Below are 15,646 nucleotides of genomic sequence, written 5' to 3'. Positions count from 1 at the left end.
CTAGACTGCGCGGCATGGTCGAACCACTGGACGGTCCGCGCACCGGCGCGCTGCCGCCGGAACTCGCCGAGGTCACCCGGGACGAGCGGTCGCTGCGGCGATTCCTGCACGGCCTGCCCGGCGTGGACCAGGTGGGGCTGGAGCAGCGCGCCGCGGGACTCGCCACCCGCAGCATCAAGAAGGACGCCAAGGCGTGGGCGATCGACGCCGCGATCGGCATGGTGGACCTGACGACGCTGGAGGGCGCCGACACCGAGGGCAAGGTGCGCGCGCTGGCGGCGAAGGCCCGCCGCCCCGACGCCGAGCACCCGGACACCCCGCCGGTCGCGGCCGTGTGCGTGTACCCGGACCTGGCGGCGACGGCGGTGGCGGCGCTGGCGGGTTCCGGCGTCGGCGTGGCCTCGGTGGCGACGGCGTTCCCGTCCGGCCGGTCGGCCCGGCAGGTGAAGCTGGACGAGGTAGCGCTCGCGGTGTCCGCCGGAGCGTCCGAAGTGGACATGGTGATCGACCGGGGCGCGTTCCTGTCCGGCCGCTACGGCCAGGTCTTCGAGGAGGTCCAGCAGGTGAAGGCGGCCTGCGGCGACGCGCACCTGAAGGTGATCCTGGAGACCGGCGAGCTCGCCACCTACGACAACGTGCGCCGCGCGTCCTGGCTGGCGCTGCTGGCGGGCGGCGATTTCATCAAGACCTCCACCGGCAAGGTCTCCCCCGCGGCCACGCTGCCGGTGACGACGCTGATGCTGCAGGCCGTGCGGGACTGGCGGGACCGCACCGGTGAGCCGCGCGGGGTGAAGCCGGCGGGCGGCATCCGCACCACGAAGGACGCGATGCGCTACCTGGTGGCGGTCCGCGAGGTCGCCGGGCCGGAGTGGCTGACCCCGGCGCTGTTCCGCTTCGGCGCGTCGAGCCTGCTGGGAGATCTGCTGATGCAACGACGAACGCAACGCACCGGCCACTACGCGGCCGCGCACCACGTGGCGGTGGACGCATGAGCGACTGGGAGTACGCGCCCGCGCCGGAGTCGGCGGCCGTGGCGAACCTGCGCGACCGGTACCGGATGTTCGTGGACGGCGAGTTCACCGACGGCGCGGGCACCCCGCTGACCACGATCAACCCGGCCACCGGCGAACCGCTCGCCGAGGTCGCCACCGCCGGCCAGTCCGATGTGGACACCGCGGTGCGGGCGGCGCGGCGCGCGTTCGAGACCACCTGGGGCCCGATGCCGGGCGCGGAGCGCGCGAAGTACCTGTTCCGCATCGCCCGGCTCATCCAGGAGCGCGGCCGGGAGCTGGCCGTGCTGGAGACGCTGGACAACGGCAAGCCGATCAAGGAGTCCCGCGACTCCGACATCCCCACCGCCGCGGCGCACTTCTTCCACCACGCGGGCTGGGCGGACAAGCTCGGCTACGCCGGGTACGGCCCCGAGCCGCGGCCGCTGGGCGTGGCCGCCGGGGTGATCCCGTGGAACTTCCCGCTGCTGATGCTGGCGTGGAAGATCGCCCCCGCGCTGGCCTGCGGCAACACCGTGGTGCTGAAACCGGCCGAGACCACGCCGCTGTCCGCGCTGGTGTTCGGCGAGCTGTGCCAGGAGGCCGGGTTGCCGCCCGGTGTGGTGAACGTCCTGCCCGGCGCCGGTGACGTGGGCGCGCAGCTGGTCGCGCACCCGGACGTGGACAAGGTCGCGTTCACCGGTTCCACCGCGGTCGGCAAGGAGATCCAGCGGACCCTCGCCGGGAGCGGGAAGAAGCTCACCCTGGAGCTCGGCGGCAAGGCCGCGAACATCGTGTTCGACGACGCGCCGCTGGACCAGGCGGTGGAGGGCGTCGTCGGCGGCATCTTCTTCAACCAGGGCCAGGTGTGCTGCGCGGGATCGCGGCTGCTGGTGCAGGAGTCGATCGCCGAGGAGCTGCTCGGCAAGCTGCGCTCCCGGGTGGAGCTGCTGCGGGTCGGCGACCCGCTGGACAAGAACACCGACGTCGGCGCGATCAACTCGGCCGAGCAGCTGGCCCGCATCACCGACCTCGTCGCGGCCGGGGAGGCCGAGGGCGCGACCCGGTGGAGCAGCTCGTGCCCGCTGCCGGAGCGCGGTTTCTTCTTCTCCCCCACCGTGTTCGGCGAGGTGCAGCAGTCGATGCGCATCGCGCGCGAGGAGATCTTCGGCCCGGTGCTGTCGGTGCTGACGTTCCGCACCCCGGACGAGGCGATCGCCAAGGCGAACAACACCCCGTACGGCCTGTCCGCGGGCGTGTGGACGGAGAAGGGTTCCCGCGCGCTGTGGGCGGCGCAGCGGCTGCGCGCCGGCGTGGTGTGGGCCAACACGTTCAACCGGTTCGATCCGACCGCGCCGTTCGGCGGCTACCGGGAATCCGGGTTCGGCCGCGAGGGCGGCCGCGCCGGTCTGGAGGCATACCTTGACGTCTGAGCAGCACGAGCCCGCCCGGGTCGCGGTGGCCAAGACCTGCAAGCTCTACGTCGGCGGGAAGTTCCCCCGCTCCGAGTCCGGCCGGGTGTACCCGGTGCGCGACGCGGCGGGAGCACCGCTGGCGAACGTGGCGCACGCGTCGCGCAAGGACCTGCGGGACGCGGTGGTGGCCGCGCGCGGGGCGTTCCCCGGCTGGTCCGGGGCCACCGCCTACAACCGCGGCCAGGTGCTGTTCCGCATCGCCGAGGTGATGGAGGGCCGCCGCGCCCAGTTCACCGCGGACGTCGGCGCCGCGGAGGGCCTCGGTGCGGACGCGGCCGCCGCCGTGGTGGACGCGGCGATCGACCGGGTGGTGTGGTTCGCCGGTTGGACGGACAAGATCGCGGGCGTGCTGGGGGCGGCGAATCCCGTTGCGGGGCCGTACTTCTCGTTCAGCGTGCCGGAGCCGAGCGGCGTCGTCGGCGTGCTCGCCCCGCAGGACTCCTCGTTGCTGGGACTGGTGAGCGTGCTCGCGCCGGTGCTGGCGACGGGCTGCACCGCGGTCGTGGTGACCAGCGCGGAACGCCCGCTGCCCGCGGTGACGCTGGCCGAGGTGCTCGCGACCTCCGACGTACCGGGTGGCGCGGCGAACCTGCTCACCGGGCGGGCCGCGGAGCTCGGGCCGTGGCTGGCCGCGCACGGCGAGGTCGATGCGCTCGACCTCACCGGCGCGGACGCGGAACTGCGCCCGGAGCTGGAGCGGGCCGCCGCGGGCAGCGTGAAGCGGGTGCTGCGCGCCGGACGCGGTGAACCGGACTGGGCCGCCGCCCCCGGCTTGGCGCGGCTGCGCGCGTTCACCGAGATCAAGACCACCTGGCACCCGATCGGCACCTGACCGCTCGCCGCCGCGCGGCGGCGGACTGCGACGGCGGAACGCGTTGGCCGCCAGGTGCCGCGTTCCGGACGGGCGCCACCTGCTCAGCAGGTGGACCGCCGGACCGACCTCGCGGCCGCGGTCCCCACCCGGGTGCGCGGCGCGACCGGCTCCGCGCACCCGGCCACCGGGTCCTCCGCTCAGGCCGGGGGAACGACCCGGCAGCGCCGGATCGCGAGGATCAGCACCCGGACCGCGCCCGCGAGCAGGACCGCGCCGAGGACGATCGCCACCCAGCCGGGCAGCTCGAACAGCACCGGCCCGTCGCCGAGCAACCGATCCACCACGTTCGTGCCCGCGATGGCGAGCAGGCCCGCGACCACCGCACCGGCGGCGTACCAGCGCCTGCCGCGCAGCGCGGTCCCCGCGCGGAACGCCGCCCCGACGGCCACCACGACCAGCAGCAGCATCCACACCGCGCCGACCGCGTCGGCGAGCGCGAACGGCACGGGCCCGCCGACGCCGTCGACGAGGAACTCCAGCCCGAACAGGGTGAGCGCGGCGGTGCCGAGCGCGCTGCCGAGCACGGCGGGCCGGGACCGCTTCGCGGGATCGCCCTCCAGCTGCGCGGCGACGTGGGCGGCGTACTCGCGCGGAGCGCCGAAGGCCTCGACCGGGTCTTCACCGGATTCGGCGAGGTGCGCCTCCACCTCCGCGAGCACGTCGCCGACGCGGGCGCCGGAGATCTCGTGCCCCCGCAGCGCGATCAGCAGCTCGTCCCGGTACTTCTGAGCCTCGATCGTCATCGTCCCGTCCCCCGTTCGATCACCGAGCTCGCGCTCTTCGCGAACTCCGTCCACTTCGGTCCCTGTTCGGCGAGCACCGCGCGCCCCCGTTCGGTGAGGGCGAAGAACTTGCGGCCGGGGCCGCTCTCCCCCGCCCGCCACTCGGTGCTCAGCAACCCGTCGGCGGCCAGCCGGTTGAGCAGCGGGTACAGCGTTCCCGCTTTCATGTCCGGCAGTCCGGCCTCGGCGAGCCGTTGCAGCAGCAGGTACCCGTAGCCCTCCCCGCTCTCGGCGAGCAGCGCCAGGACCGCGAGGTCGAGGACACCGCGCAGCCATTGGGTCTGTCGCGCATCGGGCTTCTTCTCAGGCACGTCGCCAAGGTAACACCAACTAGTAGGCAACGCCAACTAGTAGGCCGAACCAGGGGCGGTGCGGCCGAAAAAACCGCCCACCCGGGGCGATCCGGGTGGGCGGTGCGGAGCAACGGTCCGCGTCCCCGACCGGGACGCGGACCACCGGCGGGATCAGCGGACCTGCCAGTCCAACCTGCCGTCCTCGGTGACCGTCGGGTGGCTGTACCCGGCGGGGGCTCCTTCGGTCAGCGAGCGGTGCACGTCGGAGAGCATCGAGGAGATGTCCCGCCACTCCGGCCGCTGCACCTGCCCCGCCTCCTGCTCCCACTCCAGCACGCAGCCCCGCATCGGCCCGGGCCGCAGGTCCACCACCAGCTCGTCGGCGAACCCGTCCCCGGCGATGGGGATCCACGCCGGGTGGTAGCTCGACCCCGGCGAACCCGCGTAGTAGTCGCACGCGGGCCGTTCCCACTGCGCCGCCCAGATCTCGCGGTGCCCGGCCCACACCTGCCACGCGCGCTGCGCGCTGTAGGGCGTGTAGAACGGCGGCAGCACGTCGGCGAGGACGTCACCCTCGGTCCCACCGCAGGTCGACCACCACTCGCGCAGCTCCGCAGGCAACCGGATCTCGAATTCCGCCTCCAGCTCGGCGAAATCCGGCGGCGGGGAAGGCGGGAGCAGGGCCGCTGCGGTCACCGGTGCGTGCTCACCCAACCAAAGCACGATTCTCGTCCACAGCTCCGTGACATCCATTCGCATCATGATCGACGGGGCCACCGGGCGCCGGTACCGCCAACCGTGATCATGCCCACCCGGCTCACCTCGGACGACCCGTCCCGCCGGTTCGGTTGCGAGGCCGCTCGACATGGTCGATACGGTGGGCAGCCCGACCGGACGGCAGGCGTGCGGTGGGGAACCCGTAGGCTTCGCGGACGTCTGTTCGGCGACCGGAGGTAGGAAGATGGCGCAGGACATCGTCCCCATCGAACTGGGGCTGCCGCAAGGCGACGTGGTGACCCTGTGGGCACCGCGCTGGCGGGAGGACGGCGAGGACTGGGAGGCGTTCCTGGGCCACGACGAGGACCTCTACGCCTTCCCCGATGCCGCCCGGCTGGCCGCGTTCGTGCGCACCGCCCGGGAGCACGACCTCGACGACCACCCGGCCTGGCACGTGGTCCCCGCGCTGTCCGCGGTCGAGCTGAACCCGGACGAGGACCACCAGTTCGACCTGGTGGGCGTGCCCGAACTGGTCGCCGACACCCCCGACGTGTGGACGATCAACGAGCTGCACGACATCGTGGAGATCGCGCGTTCGCTGGCCGACGTGTGCGAGCTGGACACGGTGCACGAGGTGCTCGACGCCGCCACCGGCTTCAGCCTGCTGGACCAGGGAACCCTGGTGTTCACCGGCAAGGACGGCCAGAAGCGCTGGTCCGAGCTGTGCGCCGTGGTCGCCGAACGCTGGGACGACCTGCTCGACGCCCTCGACGGCGTGGTGGCCACCCCCGAGGTACCCGCGGACGCGGTCGCCACCGCCGAGACCGAGCTGGCCGAGGCGATGGAGCACGACGGCGCGGAGAGCTCCGCGGCCGACGACGACTCCGATGTGGACCCGGTGGACGAGGAGTCCGAGCCCGGGTTCTGGGGCGAGATCGGCATCGACCCGATCCGCATCACCACCGCGCAGGGCGAGTTCTACTCGCTGCGCTGCTACCTGGACGACGACCCGGTGTTCCTCGGCTCCGACGGGCGCATCGACGTGTTCGGCTCGCCGCGCGCGCTGGCCCGCTTCCTCGCCGAGGACGCCGCGCTGGAGGACAACGACCTGACCCGGGTCGCGACCTGGCCGCAGGTGGCGCAGCAGGCGACCGGCGGTGAGCTGGAGATCGAGGTCGAGGCGGACAACAGCTACGTGCTCACCGGGCTGGACGAGGACCTCGCCGCCGGACCGTCCGAAGTGGACGCGAACCAGCTGGACCTGGCGGAGGAGCTGCTGCTGGACGCGGCGGCCTGGGCCGACGACAAGACCGTGGACGAGGCGCTGCAGCCCTCCGAGCTGCTCGGCTGGCTGGTGTCGTTCGTGCTGCGCCCCAACCCGAACCGGATGCCGCCGAGCCCGCCGTTCGACGACGAGGTCGCGGCCTGGCGGGAACTCGTGGCCCAGTTCGAGGACCAGCGCCTGCGCAAGCACTGACCCCGCGCAGCCGAACGGCCCCCACCGATGCGGTGGGGGCCGTTCGCTGAGCTCGTTCTGCGGAGCGCTCGGGTGGCGGAACCTCAGCGGATGATCCCGTTGCTCAGGTGGTCTCCGCTCAGCGGCTCCGCCGCTGACGGGAAACCGACAAGACCCGCCGGGCGGGGTTCAGGGCCGTTCCGTCACCCCATCAGCGTGGCGTAGCCCGGCTTGATCACGTCGTTGATGACCGCGAGCCGGTCGTCGAAGCCGAGGAACGACGACTTCATCGCGTTCACCGTGAACCACTGCATGTCCGCCCAGCCGTAGCCGAAGGTCTCGTGCAGCGCGGCGAACTCGCTGGACATCGAGCAGTGGCTCATCAGCCGGTTGTCGGTGTTGACCGTGACGCGGAACCGCAGCCTGCTCAGCAGCCCGATCGGGTGCTCGGCCAGCGAGGCCGCGGCACCGGTCTGCAGGTTCGACGAGGGGCACATCTCCAGCGGGATGCGCCGGTCCCGCACGTAGGACGCCAGCCTGCCCAGGTGCACCTCGCCGTCCTCGTCGACCTTGATGTCGTCGACGATCCGCACCCCGTGCCCGAGCCGCTCCGCACCGCAGTGCTGGATGGCCTCCCAGATCGACGGCAGCCCGAACGCCTCACCGGCGTGGATGGTGAAGTGCGCGTTCTGCTGGCGCAGGTATTCGAAGGCGTCCAGGTTGCGGGTGGGCGGGAAGCCGGCCTCCGGGCCCGCGATGTCGAAGCCCACGACTTCGGCGTCGCGGTAGCGGACCGCGAGCTCCGCGATTTCCGCGGAACGGGCGTTCTGCCGCATCGCGCACAGCAATGTTCCGATCCGGACAAGCTTTCCTTGCGATTCCGCACGACGCTCACCTTCGCGGAATCCGTCCTGCACGGATTCCACGACCTCGGAAAGGCTCAGTCCGCCTTCCTGGAACAACTCCGGCGCGTAGCGGACTTCCGCGTAGACCACCCCATCGGCGGCCAGGTCCTCGACACATTCGGCGGCCACCCGGCGCAGCGCATCCGCCGTCTGCATGACGGCGACGGTGTGCGAGAACGTCTCGAGGTAGCGCTCCAGCGAGCCGGAATCGGCCGCTTCCCGGAACCACGCGCCGAGTTCGGCCGCGTCCTGGTGCGGCAGCCCGTCGTACCCGGCCGCGGTGGCCAGGTCGATCACCGTCTGCGGGCGCAGACCGCCGTCGAGGTGGTCGTGCAGCAGGACTTTGGGGGCCAGTCGGATCGTGTCCAAGCTCACCGGTGTTGACATGGCCCTACGTTACAACCCGGCCACGGTCGTCCGGTGCGCGCGGCGGCGGCTGCGAAGACCACCCGAATGCACGTCGTCCGGGAAGTCACCCGTACAGACCAAGGGTGACTCCGGAGGCCCAACGGCACCTCGAAAGCTTCGGCCGAACAGCCCAGCGAAGGCCCACCATTCGGAGTGATGGTTCACCTGAACCTCACTCAATGTATCCGGGGGCGGCTGGGAACCCGGGAAACGACTAGCTACGCTCCTTGAGTCCTCAACCTGCCCCTCGACGAAGGACGTCCGAGCCGTGAACGAGAACATGTCCTTCGACCGCATGCGGAACATGCTCACGCGTGCGGCCGAAATCCGCGAGAGCGAGCAGCAGCAGATTTTCGACGCACTCGACGAGATCCACGCCCGGATGTCCCCGCTGGAATCGTTGGGCTCGGTTCGCAAGCGGCTGTCCGAACTCCCCGACCGCACCGAGCTCGGCGTGCTGACCGAGCGCGTCGACGAAGCCCTCACCAAGATCGACGCCCAGGACGGCGTGATCGGTGACGTCAAGGCCGCGGTGGAGGGCCTGTTCGACAAGCTCGCCAAGCCGTTCGCGCAGCTCGACGGCCGCCTCGACGGCGTGTCCGGCCGCTTCGACGGCGTCGCGGGCCGGATGGACGGGTTGGAGGACAAGCTCGCGCACATCCACAAGCGCCTGGACGAGCTCGGCGGCCACCTGGACAAGCAGGACTCCCGCCTGGAGGCGCTGCCCGGTTCGGTCACCGGCCCGGTCCGCGAGCGCATCGACGGCTTGGAGACCAGCCTCCGCGGCCGGTTCGCCGAGATCGACGAGGGCGTGCACGAGCACCTCGACGGCACCCGCGAAACGCTGCAGCGCGCCGTCACCGAGACCGGCAGCGGCGTGCAGAACGCCGTCACCGAAGCCGTCACCGGTGGCCGCGACCAGCTGCAGACCGGCATCGACGCCCTCGCGCAGCGCCCCGCGGTGGACCCGACGGACAAGCTGGACAAGCTCGCCGAGCGCCTCGAGCAGCTCACCGAGCGGCTGGACCGCGTCTCCGGGCGGCTGGACAACGTCGAGGACAACGTGCACACCCGCATCGAAGCGGTGGAGCAGGGCGTCAGCACCCGGCTGGACACGGTCGAAGAGGGCGTCAAGACCGGGTTCGGCGAGCTCGGCGGCACGCTGGCGCAGAACCTGTCGCAGATCAGCGGCACCCTCGCGTCCCGCCCGGACTCCGAGGCGGTGAACTCGATGGTGCGCGAGGCCAGCGAGGAGACCGAGCGCAAGCACGCGGGCCAGCTCGACGAGGCCATGGCCACGTTCGCCGAGCTGATCCTCGGCGGCAGCGGCCCGTCCAGCCCGCCGCCGCCCACCACGCTGCCCCGCCAGCAGCGCAACCGCGGCCGCTCGAAGAGCGCCAAGCGCGACGGCGAGGCGAAGGCGCTGGGCTCCGACGACTCGTCCGACGAGGGCTACGCCGCCGAGAGCGCCTGAGCTCCGCAGCACGGCTGATCTCCGCAGCACCGACAGGGCCGCGGTTCCTCCGGGAGCCGCGGCCCTGCCGCGTTCCCGCACCGGGTGGCCTGCCCGCCCCGATCCGGCCGGGCGGGCAGGCCGTTCGCCCGGGAGGTCAGGGGCGGATCGTGTCGATGATCAGGTCGGCCGGGGTGTGCGCGGCGGCGACGGCGATCGCGCCGGTCAGCGCCTCGTGGGCGGCGGGGATCTTGCCGGCGTCGTCGGTGTGCAGCTCCAGCAGCGGAGCGCCCGCGGTGACCCGGTCGCCGGGTTTGGCGAGGCAGCGGATTCCCGCGGCGTGCTGCACCGCGTCCTCCTTGCGGGCCCGGCCCGCGCCGAGCCGCCACGCGGCCAGGCCGACCGCGTAGGCGTCCAGCGCGGACAGCACGCCGTCCTCCGGCGCGGCGACGGTCTCCACGTGCGCGGCGCGCGGCAGCGGTGCCTCCGGATCACCGCCCTGGGCGCCGATCATGGCGCGCCACGAGTCGTACGCCTTCCCGGACGCCAGCACCTCCGCCGGGTCCACATCGGACAGTCCGGCGTGCGCGAGCATCTCCCGCGCCAGCGCCAGCGTGAGCTCGACGACGTCGGCCGGGCCGCCGCCCTGCAGCACCTCGACGGACTCCGCGACCTCCAGCGCGTTGCCGACGGCGACGCCCAGCGGCACCGACATGTCGGTGAGCAGCGCGCTGGTGCGCACCCCGTGCGCGGTGCCGATGGACACCAGCTCGTCGGCGAGGGCGCGGGCCTGCCGCTGGTCCTTCATGAACGCGCCGGAACCGCACTTCACGTCCAGCACCAGCGATCCGGCGCCTTCGGCGATCTTCTTGCTCATGATGGAGCTGGCGATCAGCGGGATGGATTCGACGGTGCCGGTGACGTCGCGCAGCGCGTACAGCTTGCGGTCGGCGGGCGCGATGCCCTCGGTCGCCGCGCACACCACGGCGCCGAGCTCGGTGAGCTGCGCGCGGATCTGGGCCGCGGTGAGCCCGGACCGCCAGCCCGGGATGGATTCCAGCTTGTCGAGCGTGCCGCCGGTGTGCCCGAGGCCGCGCCCGGACAGCTGCGGCACCGCGGCGCCGCAGGCCGCGACGAGCGGGGTGAGCGGCAGCGTGATCTTGTCGCCGACGCCGCCGGTGGAGTGCTTGTCCACCGTGGGCCGGGGCACGCCGCCGAGGTCCAGCCGCTCCCCGGAGGCGATCATCGCCGCGGTCCAGCGGGCGATCTCGGCGCGGTCCATGCCGCGCAGCAGGATCGCCATGGCCAGGGCGGACATCTGCTCGTCGGCGACCGCGCCGCGGGTGTAGGCGTCCACGACCCAGTCGATCTGCTCGTCGGCGAGCCGCCCGCCGTCCCGCTTCGCCCGGATCACGTCGATCACCGAGTGCGCCATGCCATTCCCTCCACCGAGCCCGACCCGCTGCCGAGCGCCACCCCGATCAGATCACTTCCGCAGTCCCCACGACACCGACGAGGCCGCCGATCATCCGGCAGCCCGGTCGTTCCTCTCAGCGACGCAGTCGCTGAACTGCCGACCACCAGAGCCACCGGCACCGCAGCGGGTTCTCAGCGCTTTCCTCGCGAGGACAGCGTTTTCGCATGTGGCGGAGCCACCTGTGAAAACGATCCCGCAGCGAGGAGAGCGCTGAGGTTCCGCCACCCGCCCCACCTCGCAAGACGCCCCCCGGAGGCCTTTCACAACTCAAAAGCGTCCGGGAGGACTTGTCGCATGGGGAGAACTCCCCGAGGGGTGTCCACCAGGCAGTCCGGGCCGCCGAGTTCCTGGAGCAGCTGGCGGCACCGCCCGCACGGCATCAGCAGTTCGCCCTCCCCGCTGCGGCAGGCGACGGCGACGAACCGGCCGCCACCGGTCAGCCGCAGCTGCCCGGCCATCGTGCACTCGGCGCACAACGTCAGCCCGTAGGACACGTTCTCCACGTTGCAGCCGACGACGAGCCGCCCGTCGTCGCAGATCGCGGCCGCGCCGACCTGGAGCTTCGAATACGGGCAGTAGGCCTTCGCCGCGACTTCGACCGCCGCGGCCCGCAGGGCCTCCCAGTTGATGGTGTCCACATCGCTCCCGAGCTCGTTCCGGTGTCCGGAAGACCTTCGCACGCGCTCGGCGGGAAAGCTTCCGCCGTGCGGACCGGCCCCGGGCGCGGTGCCCGGGGCCGGTCGGTCGATGCCGGGCCGGTCGATTGATGCCGGGCCGGTCGATTGATGCCGGACCGGTCCGCGGCCGCCGGGTCAGTCCTCGCCGCGCCGGTACGGGACGCCGACCGCGGCGGGTGGTCGCAGGTGCTGCGCGGCGGCCGCGAGGACCACGAGGGTGACCAGGTGCGGGGTGTAGGCGGTCAGCTCCTCCGGCAGTTGGTCGGTGTACCAGTACACCGAGTACACGACCGCGGCGCTCACGGCGGCGATGCCCGCGGCGAACCACCGGCGCCGGTACACCTGCACGGCGGAGACGACCACCAGCACCAGCGTGGCCGCGTAGAACAGCGCGTGCACCGTGGTCTCGCCGCTGCGCAGCTGGAGCCCGTCGGAGTAGCCGAACAGCGCCGCCCCGCCGAGCAGCCCGCCCGGCCGCCAGTTCCCGAAGATCATCGCCGCGAGGGCGATGTAGCCGCGGTTGTTGGTCTGGTTCTCCAGGTAGCCGGCCTGCCCGGGGTTGAGGATGAGCGCGGCGCCGCCGAGCCCGGCCAGCGCTCCGGACACGATCACCGCGAGGTACTTGTACCGCTGCACCGGCACGCCGAGCGAGGCGGCGGCGACGGGGTTCTCCCCGCAGGACCGCAGCCGCAGCCCGAACGGCGAGCGCCACAGCACCAGGTAGCTCACCGGCACCAGCAGGTACGCCAGCATCGTCAGCGGCGACACCCCGGTGACGAGCCCGCCGATGATGCCCGCCGCGTCGGAGATCCCCACCCGTTGCAGGGATTCCAGCGAACGCAGCCATTCCCCGAAGGGGTAGGCCGAGTAGGTGTCGAACTTCGGCACCGGCGGCGATTCCCGCGGGTTCTGCGAGATCGGCTCGAACACGAGGCTCGACAGGTACTGGGTGACGCCGAGCCCGAGGAGGTTGACGGCGACGCCGGAGACGATGTGGTTCACCCCGAAGCTCACCGTCGCGACGGCGTGCACGAGCCCGCCGAGGGCGCCGAACGCGGCCGCGGCGATGAGCCCGGCGACGGGTCCCCACTGGTACCCGGCCCAGGCGCCGCCCCAGGTGCCGAGGACCATCATGCCCTCCAGCCCGATGTTGATCACACCGGCGCGTTCGGCCCACAGCCCGCCGAGCCCGGCGAGCAGGATGGGCACGCCTAGGCGCACCGCGGACTGCACGGTGCCGGAGGCGGTCAGCTCGGGCAGTCCCGTCGCGTACGAGGTGTAGGAGACGGCGACGACCGCGACGGCGACCCACAGCGCGGCGCGCGCCCAGCCGGGCATGGTGCGCCGACGGGTCGCGGGCCGGGTGGGACCGGGGGTGAGCGTGGCGGTCATACCGCACCTCCGGACAGGACCTGGCCGACGCGGCGCTGTTCGGCGTCGAGCCTGCGGCGCCGCACCAGTTCGTAGGCGACGACGACCGACAGCACGATCGTGCCCTGCAAGATGATCACGATCTCCTTCGGTACGCCGATGTTGTCCAGCGTCAGCGAGCTCTTGTCCAGGAAGGACCACAGCAGCGCGCCGAACGCGATCCCCACCGGGTGGTTGCGCCCGAGCAGCGCGATGGCCAGCCCGGCGAAGCCGTAGCCGGTGGGGAAGGTGATGGTGAACGTGTGGTCGCGGCCCAGGATCTCCGGCAGCCCGGCGAGTCCCGCGACGCCGCCGGAGAGCAGCATCGCGCCGAGCACCATCTTCTTCGAGCTCACCCCGCCGGCCAGCGCCGCGGTCGGCGACAGCCCGGTGGCGCGCAGCTCGAACCCGAACCGGGTGCGGCCGAGCAGCACCCAGTAGGCGGCGCCGACGACGGCGGCCAGCAGCACCAGCCCGAACACGGTTCCGGCGGAGCCGAGCGGAATTCCGGGCACCTGCCCGGATTCGCCGATGAGCGCGGTGCCCTGCGTGTTGCCGCGCAGTTCGCCGAACTGCTTGACGAGGAACGCGATCACGCCGCCCGCCAGCACGTTCAGCATGATCGTCGAGATGACCTCGGACACGCCGCGGTAGATCTTCAGCAGCGCGGCGATGCCCGCCCACGCGGCACCGGTGGCCGCGCCGACGACGATCACCACGAGGGCGTGCACCCCGGACGGCAGGCTCAGCGAGCCGCCGACGATGGCCGCCACGCACGCGGCGAGCCGGTACTGGCCTTCGACGCCGATGTTGAGCAGGTTCATCTGGAACCCGACGGCGGCGGCCAGCGCCACCAGGTAGTAGGCGGCCGCGGTGTTGACGATGTCCACGGCGGTGGTGCCGGTGCCCACCTGGGTGATCATCTCGCCGAGCGCGGCGATCGGGTTCGCCCCGGACAGCAGCAGCACCAGGCTGCACAGCACCACGGCGAACGCGATCGCCAGCACCGGCGGCAGCAGGGTCGAGCGCTTCGCCCCCATCAGTCGGCACCTCCCCCGGAAGTTCCCGTCATGGCCGCGCCGAGCCGTTCCGGCGTGACGGTGCGCGGATCGGCTTCGGCGACGAGCGCGCCGCGGAACAGCACCCGGATCGTGTCGGACAGCCCGATCAGCTCGTCGAGGTCCGCGGAGATCAGCAGCACCGCGAGCCCGGCGGCCCTTGCGGTGCGCAGGTGCTCCCAGATCCCGGCCTGGGCGCCGACGTCCACGCCCCGGGTGGGGTGCGCGGCGATGAGCAACTCCGGATCGCCGGAGAGCTCCCGGCCGACGACCAGCTTCTGCTGGTTGCCGCCGGAGAGCGCGACCGCGTCCACGTCGATGCCGGGGGTGCGTACGTCGAACTCGGCGACGATGCGCTCGGTGTCGGCGCGCGCGCCCGCCCGGTCCAGCCACGGCCCGCGCGCGGCGGGCCTGCGGGTCTGGTGACCGAGGATCCGGTTGAACCACAAGGATTCGTCGAGCAGCAGGCCGTGCCGGTGCCGGTCCTCCGGCACGTAGCCGATGCCCGCGGCGCGGCGGCGCAGCGTGGACAGCCGGGTCAGGTCGGTGTCGCCGAGCCGGATGCCGCCCGCGCTGATCGGCCGCATCCCGAGCACGGCTTCGACGAGTTCGGTCTGCCCGTTGCCCTCGACGCCCGCGATGCCGACGACCTCGCCCGCGTGCACCACGAGGTCGACGTCGTCCAGCACCGCCCGCTCACCGTCCACTGCGGACAGTCCGGTGATGGTGAGCACCGGGCGATCGGTGACGGTGGAATCGCCGGTGGACGGGTCGGGCAGTTCGCTGCCGACCATCAGCTCGGCCAGCTCGCGGGTGGTCACCTCGCTCGCGCGCACGGTGCCGACGGTGGTGCCGCGGCGCAGCACGGTCACCGCGTCGGCGATGGCCAGCACCTCGTCCAGCTTGTGCGAGATGAACAGGAACGTGAAGCCGCGCTCCCGCATGGCGCGCAGCGTGGTGAACAGCTCCTCGACCTCCTGCGGCACCAGCACCGCGGTCGGCTCGTCGAGGATGATCGTGCGGGCGCCGCGGTAGAGGACCTTGAGGATCTCCACCCGCTGCCGGTCGGCGACGCCGAGCCGCTCCACCAGCTCGTCCGGCCGCACCGCGAACCCGGCCTGCTCGGCGAGCTCCGCGATGCGGCGCCGCGCCCGGGCGCCGATGCCGTGCTCCTGCTCGGCGCCGAGCACCACGTTCTCCAGCACGGTGAGGTTGTCGGCGAGCATGAAGTGCTGGTGCACCATGCCGACGCCGTGCCGGATCGCGTCGGCCGGGGTGCGCAGCCGCACCTGCTCGCCGCCGAGCTCGACGATGCCCTCGTCCGGCGACTGCATGCCGTAGAGGATCTTCATCAGGGTGGACTTGCCCGCCCCGTTCTCCCCGCACAGCGCGTGCACCTCCCCGGCGCGCACGGTCAGGTGCACGTCGGAGTTGGCGACGACGCCGGGGAACGACTTGGTGATGCCGTGCAGCGCGACGGCGGGCGGTCCCTGATCGGGGACGCCTGCCGCGGCGAGGGGCGGACCGGGGTCGTCCGGTCTGGTGGTGCTCATCTGACTCCGTCTCCGGGGCCGCGCACCGTCGCGCGGCGGGATCTCCGGGCCGCGCTGGTGCGCGGCGGTCTCTCGGGGCGCACCGATGCGGCGGCCGTTCCGGGCCGCGCCGGTGCGCG

At 72.5% G+C, this 15,646-nt stretch carries 14 protein-coding genes; 5 read left to right on the top strand and 9 right to left on the bottom strand.

Annotated features, from left to right (window positions below):
• Nucleotides 1-14 precede the first annotated feature (14 nt).
• Genes deoC through AC29IT_RS25360 form a run of 3 tightly spaced genes read left to right on the top strand, consistent with a single transcriptional unit; the run spans nucleotide 15 to nucleotide 3,296 of the window.
• Nucleotides 15-992 (top strand): deoxyribose-phosphate aldolase, encoded by a 978-nt coding sequence (deoC, locus tag AC29IT_RS25370; protein WP_358439200.1) that lies wholly within the window; start codon nucleotides 15-17, stop codon nucleotides 990-992.
• Complete coding sequence (locus tag AC29IT_RS25365) at nucleotides 989-2,422, top strand: aldehyde dehydrogenase family protein (protein WP_488220347.1); 1,434 nt, start codon at nucleotides 989-991, stop codon at nucleotides 2,420-2,422. The genes deoC and AC29IT_RS25365 overlap by 4 nt, the downstream gene beginning before the upstream one ends.
• Nucleotides 2,412-3,296: an aldehyde dehydrogenase family protein gene (locus AC29IT_RS25360; RefSeq protein ID WP_358439205.1), complete on the top strand. Its 885-nt coding sequence runs from the start codon at nucleotides 2,412-2,414 to the stop codon at nucleotides 3,294-3,296. Before AC29IT_RS25365 ends, AC29IT_RS25360 begins: the two co-directional genes overlap by 11 nt.
• 179 nt (nucleotides 3,297-3,475) lie before the next feature.
• On the opposite strand, the gene AC29IT_RS25355 is transcribed toward AC29IT_RS25360, so the two are convergent.
• The 3 genes from AC29IT_RS25355 to AC29IT_RS25345 all read right to left on the bottom strand — a co-directional run bounded on the left by AC29IT_RS25355 (nucleotide 3,476) and on the right by AC29IT_RS25345 (nucleotide 5,109).
• Nucleotides 3,476-4,081, bottom strand: coding sequence for an HAAS signaling domain-containing protein (locus tag AC29IT_RS25355; protein ID WP_488220346.1), 606 nt, complete (start codon nucleotides 4,079-4,081; stop codon nucleotides 3,476-3,478).
• Complete coding sequence (locus tag AC29IT_RS25350) at nucleotides 4,078-4,431, bottom strand: PadR family transcriptional regulator (RefSeq protein ID WP_488220345.1); 354 nt, start codon at nucleotides 4,429-4,431, stop codon at nucleotides 4,078-4,080. The genes AC29IT_RS25355 and AC29IT_RS25350 overlap by 4 nt, the downstream gene beginning before the upstream one ends.
• Before the next feature lie 153 nt (nucleotides 4,432-4,584).
• Complete coding sequence (locus AC29IT_RS25345; RefSeq protein ID WP_358439213.1) at nucleotides 4,585-5,109, bottom strand: SMI1/KNR4 family protein; 525 nt, start codon at nucleotides 5,107-5,109, stop codon at nucleotides 4,585-4,587.
• 265 nt (nucleotides 5,110-5,374) lie between these two features.
• Between AC29IT_RS25345 and AC29IT_RS25340 the strand changes: the two genes are divergently transcribed.
• Nucleotides 5,375-6,607: a primosomal protein gene (locus AC29IT_RS25340; RefSeq protein ID WP_488220344.1), complete on the top strand. Its 1,233-nt coding sequence runs from the start codon at nucleotides 5,375-5,377 to the stop codon at nucleotides 6,605-6,607.
• A gap of 182 nt (nucleotides 6,608-6,789) precedes the next feature.
• Here AC29IT_RS25340 and AC29IT_RS25335 read toward each other — a convergent pair whose 3' ends face one another.
• Nucleotides 6,790-7,878 (bottom strand): adenosine deaminase, encoded by a 1,089-nt coding sequence (locus AC29IT_RS25335; protein WP_358439219.1) that lies wholly within the window; start codon nucleotides 7,876-7,878, stop codon nucleotides 6,790-6,792.
• Nucleotides 7,879-8,167: 289 nt separating this feature from the next.
• On the opposite strand from AC29IT_RS25335, the gene AC29IT_RS25330 reads away from it, so the two are divergent.
• Nucleotides 8,168-9,373, top strand: coding sequence for a hypothetical protein (locus tag AC29IT_RS25330; RefSeq protein WP_358439221.1), 1,206 nt, complete (start codon nucleotides 8,168-8,170; stop codon nucleotides 9,371-9,373).
• Nucleotides 9,374-9,509: 136 nt separating this feature from the next.
• Here the strand turns inward: AC29IT_RS25330 and AC29IT_RS25325 are convergent, their stop codons facing one another.
• The 5 genes from AC29IT_RS25325 to AC29IT_RS25305 all read right to left on the bottom strand — a co-directional run bounded on the left by AC29IT_RS25325 (nucleotide 9,510) and on the right by AC29IT_RS25305 (nucleotide 15,527).
• Nucleotides 9,510-10,787, bottom strand: a complete 1,278-nt coding sequence (locus AC29IT_RS25325) for a thymidine phosphorylase (RefSeq protein ID WP_488220343.1) — start codon at nucleotides 10,785-10,787, stop codon at nucleotides 9,510-9,512.
• A gap of 302 nt (nucleotides 10,788-11,089) precedes the next feature.
• Complete coding sequence (locus AC29IT_RS25320; RefSeq protein WP_358439227.1) at nucleotides 11,090-11,467, bottom strand: cytidine deaminase; 378 nt, start codon at nucleotides 11,465-11,467, stop codon at nucleotides 11,090-11,092.
• 174 nt (nucleotides 11,468-11,641) lie between these two features.
• The gene (locus AC29IT_RS25315; RefSeq protein ID WP_358439230.1) at nucleotides 11,642-12,898 is read right to left on the bottom strand and encodes an ABC transporter permease; all 1,257 of its coding nucleotides are present in this window, start codon (nucleotides 12,896-12,898) and stop codon (nucleotides 11,642-11,644) included.
• On the bottom strand, nucleotides 12,895-13,956 hold the full coding sequence (locus AC29IT_RS25310; protein WP_488220342.1) for an ABC transporter permease: 1,062 nt from the start codon (nucleotides 13,954-13,956) through the stop codon (nucleotides 12,895-12,897). Before AC29IT_RS25310 ends, AC29IT_RS25315 begins: the two co-directional genes overlap by 4 nt.
• Nucleotides 13,956-15,527 carry an ABC transporter ATP-binding protein gene (locus AC29IT_RS25305; RefSeq protein ID WP_488220341.1) on the bottom strand — a complete coding sequence of 524 codons (1,572 nt, stop codon included), beginning with the start codon at nucleotides 15,525-15,527 and terminating at the stop codon, nucleotides 13,956-13,958. The genes AC29IT_RS25310 and AC29IT_RS25305 overlap by 1 nt, the downstream gene beginning before the upstream one ends.
• Nucleotides 15,528-15,646 lie beyond the last annotated feature (119 nt).

The sequence above is a fragment of the Saccharopolyspora sp. MMCC62 genome (assembly GCF_057736575.1).
Note: the sequence above shows the minus strand (reverse complement) of the source record. Positions and strands in the feature narration are given on the sequence as shown.

What these genes read in the sequence shown, in the direction of transcription:
- AC29IT_RS25340 (WP_488220344.1), top strand. Translation starts at nt 5,375, where the DNA reads ATGGCGCAGGACATCGTCCCCATCGAACTGGGGCTGCCGCAAGGCGAC.
- deoC (WP_358439200.1), top strand. Translation starts at nt 15, where the DNA reads ATGGTCGAACCACTGGACGGTCCGCGCACCGGCGCGCTGCCGCCGGAA.
- AC29IT_RS25310 (WP_488220342.1), bottom strand. Translation starts at nt 13,956, where the DNA reads ATGGGGGCGAAGCGCTCGACCCTGCTGCCGCCGGTGCTGGCGATCGCG.
- AC29IT_RS25315 (WP_358439230.1), bottom strand. Translation starts at nt 12,898, where the DNA reads ATGACCGCCACGCTCACCCCCGGTCCCACCCGGCCCGCGACCCGTCGG.
- AC29IT_RS25365 (WP_488220347.1), top strand. Translation starts at nt 989, where the DNA reads ATGAGCGACTGGGAGTACGCGCCCGCGCCGGAGTCGGCGGCCGTGGCG.
- AC29IT_RS25325 (WP_488220343.1), bottom strand. Translation starts at nt 10,787, where the DNA reads ATGGCGCACTCGGTGATCGACGTGATCCGGGCGAAGCGGGACGGCGGG.
- AC29IT_RS25355 (WP_488220346.1), bottom strand. Translation starts at nt 4,081, where the DNA reads ATGACGATCGAGGCTCAGAAGTACCGGGACGAGCTGCTGATCGCGCTG.
- AC29IT_RS25335 (WP_358439219.1), bottom strand. Translation starts at nt 7,878, where the DNA reads ATGTCAACACCGGTGAGCTTGGACACGATCCGACTGGCCCCCAAAGTC.
- AC29IT_RS25305 (WP_488220341.1), bottom strand. Translation starts at nt 15,527, where the DNA reads ATGAGCACCACCAGACCGGACGACCCCGGTCCGCCCCTCGCCGCGGCA.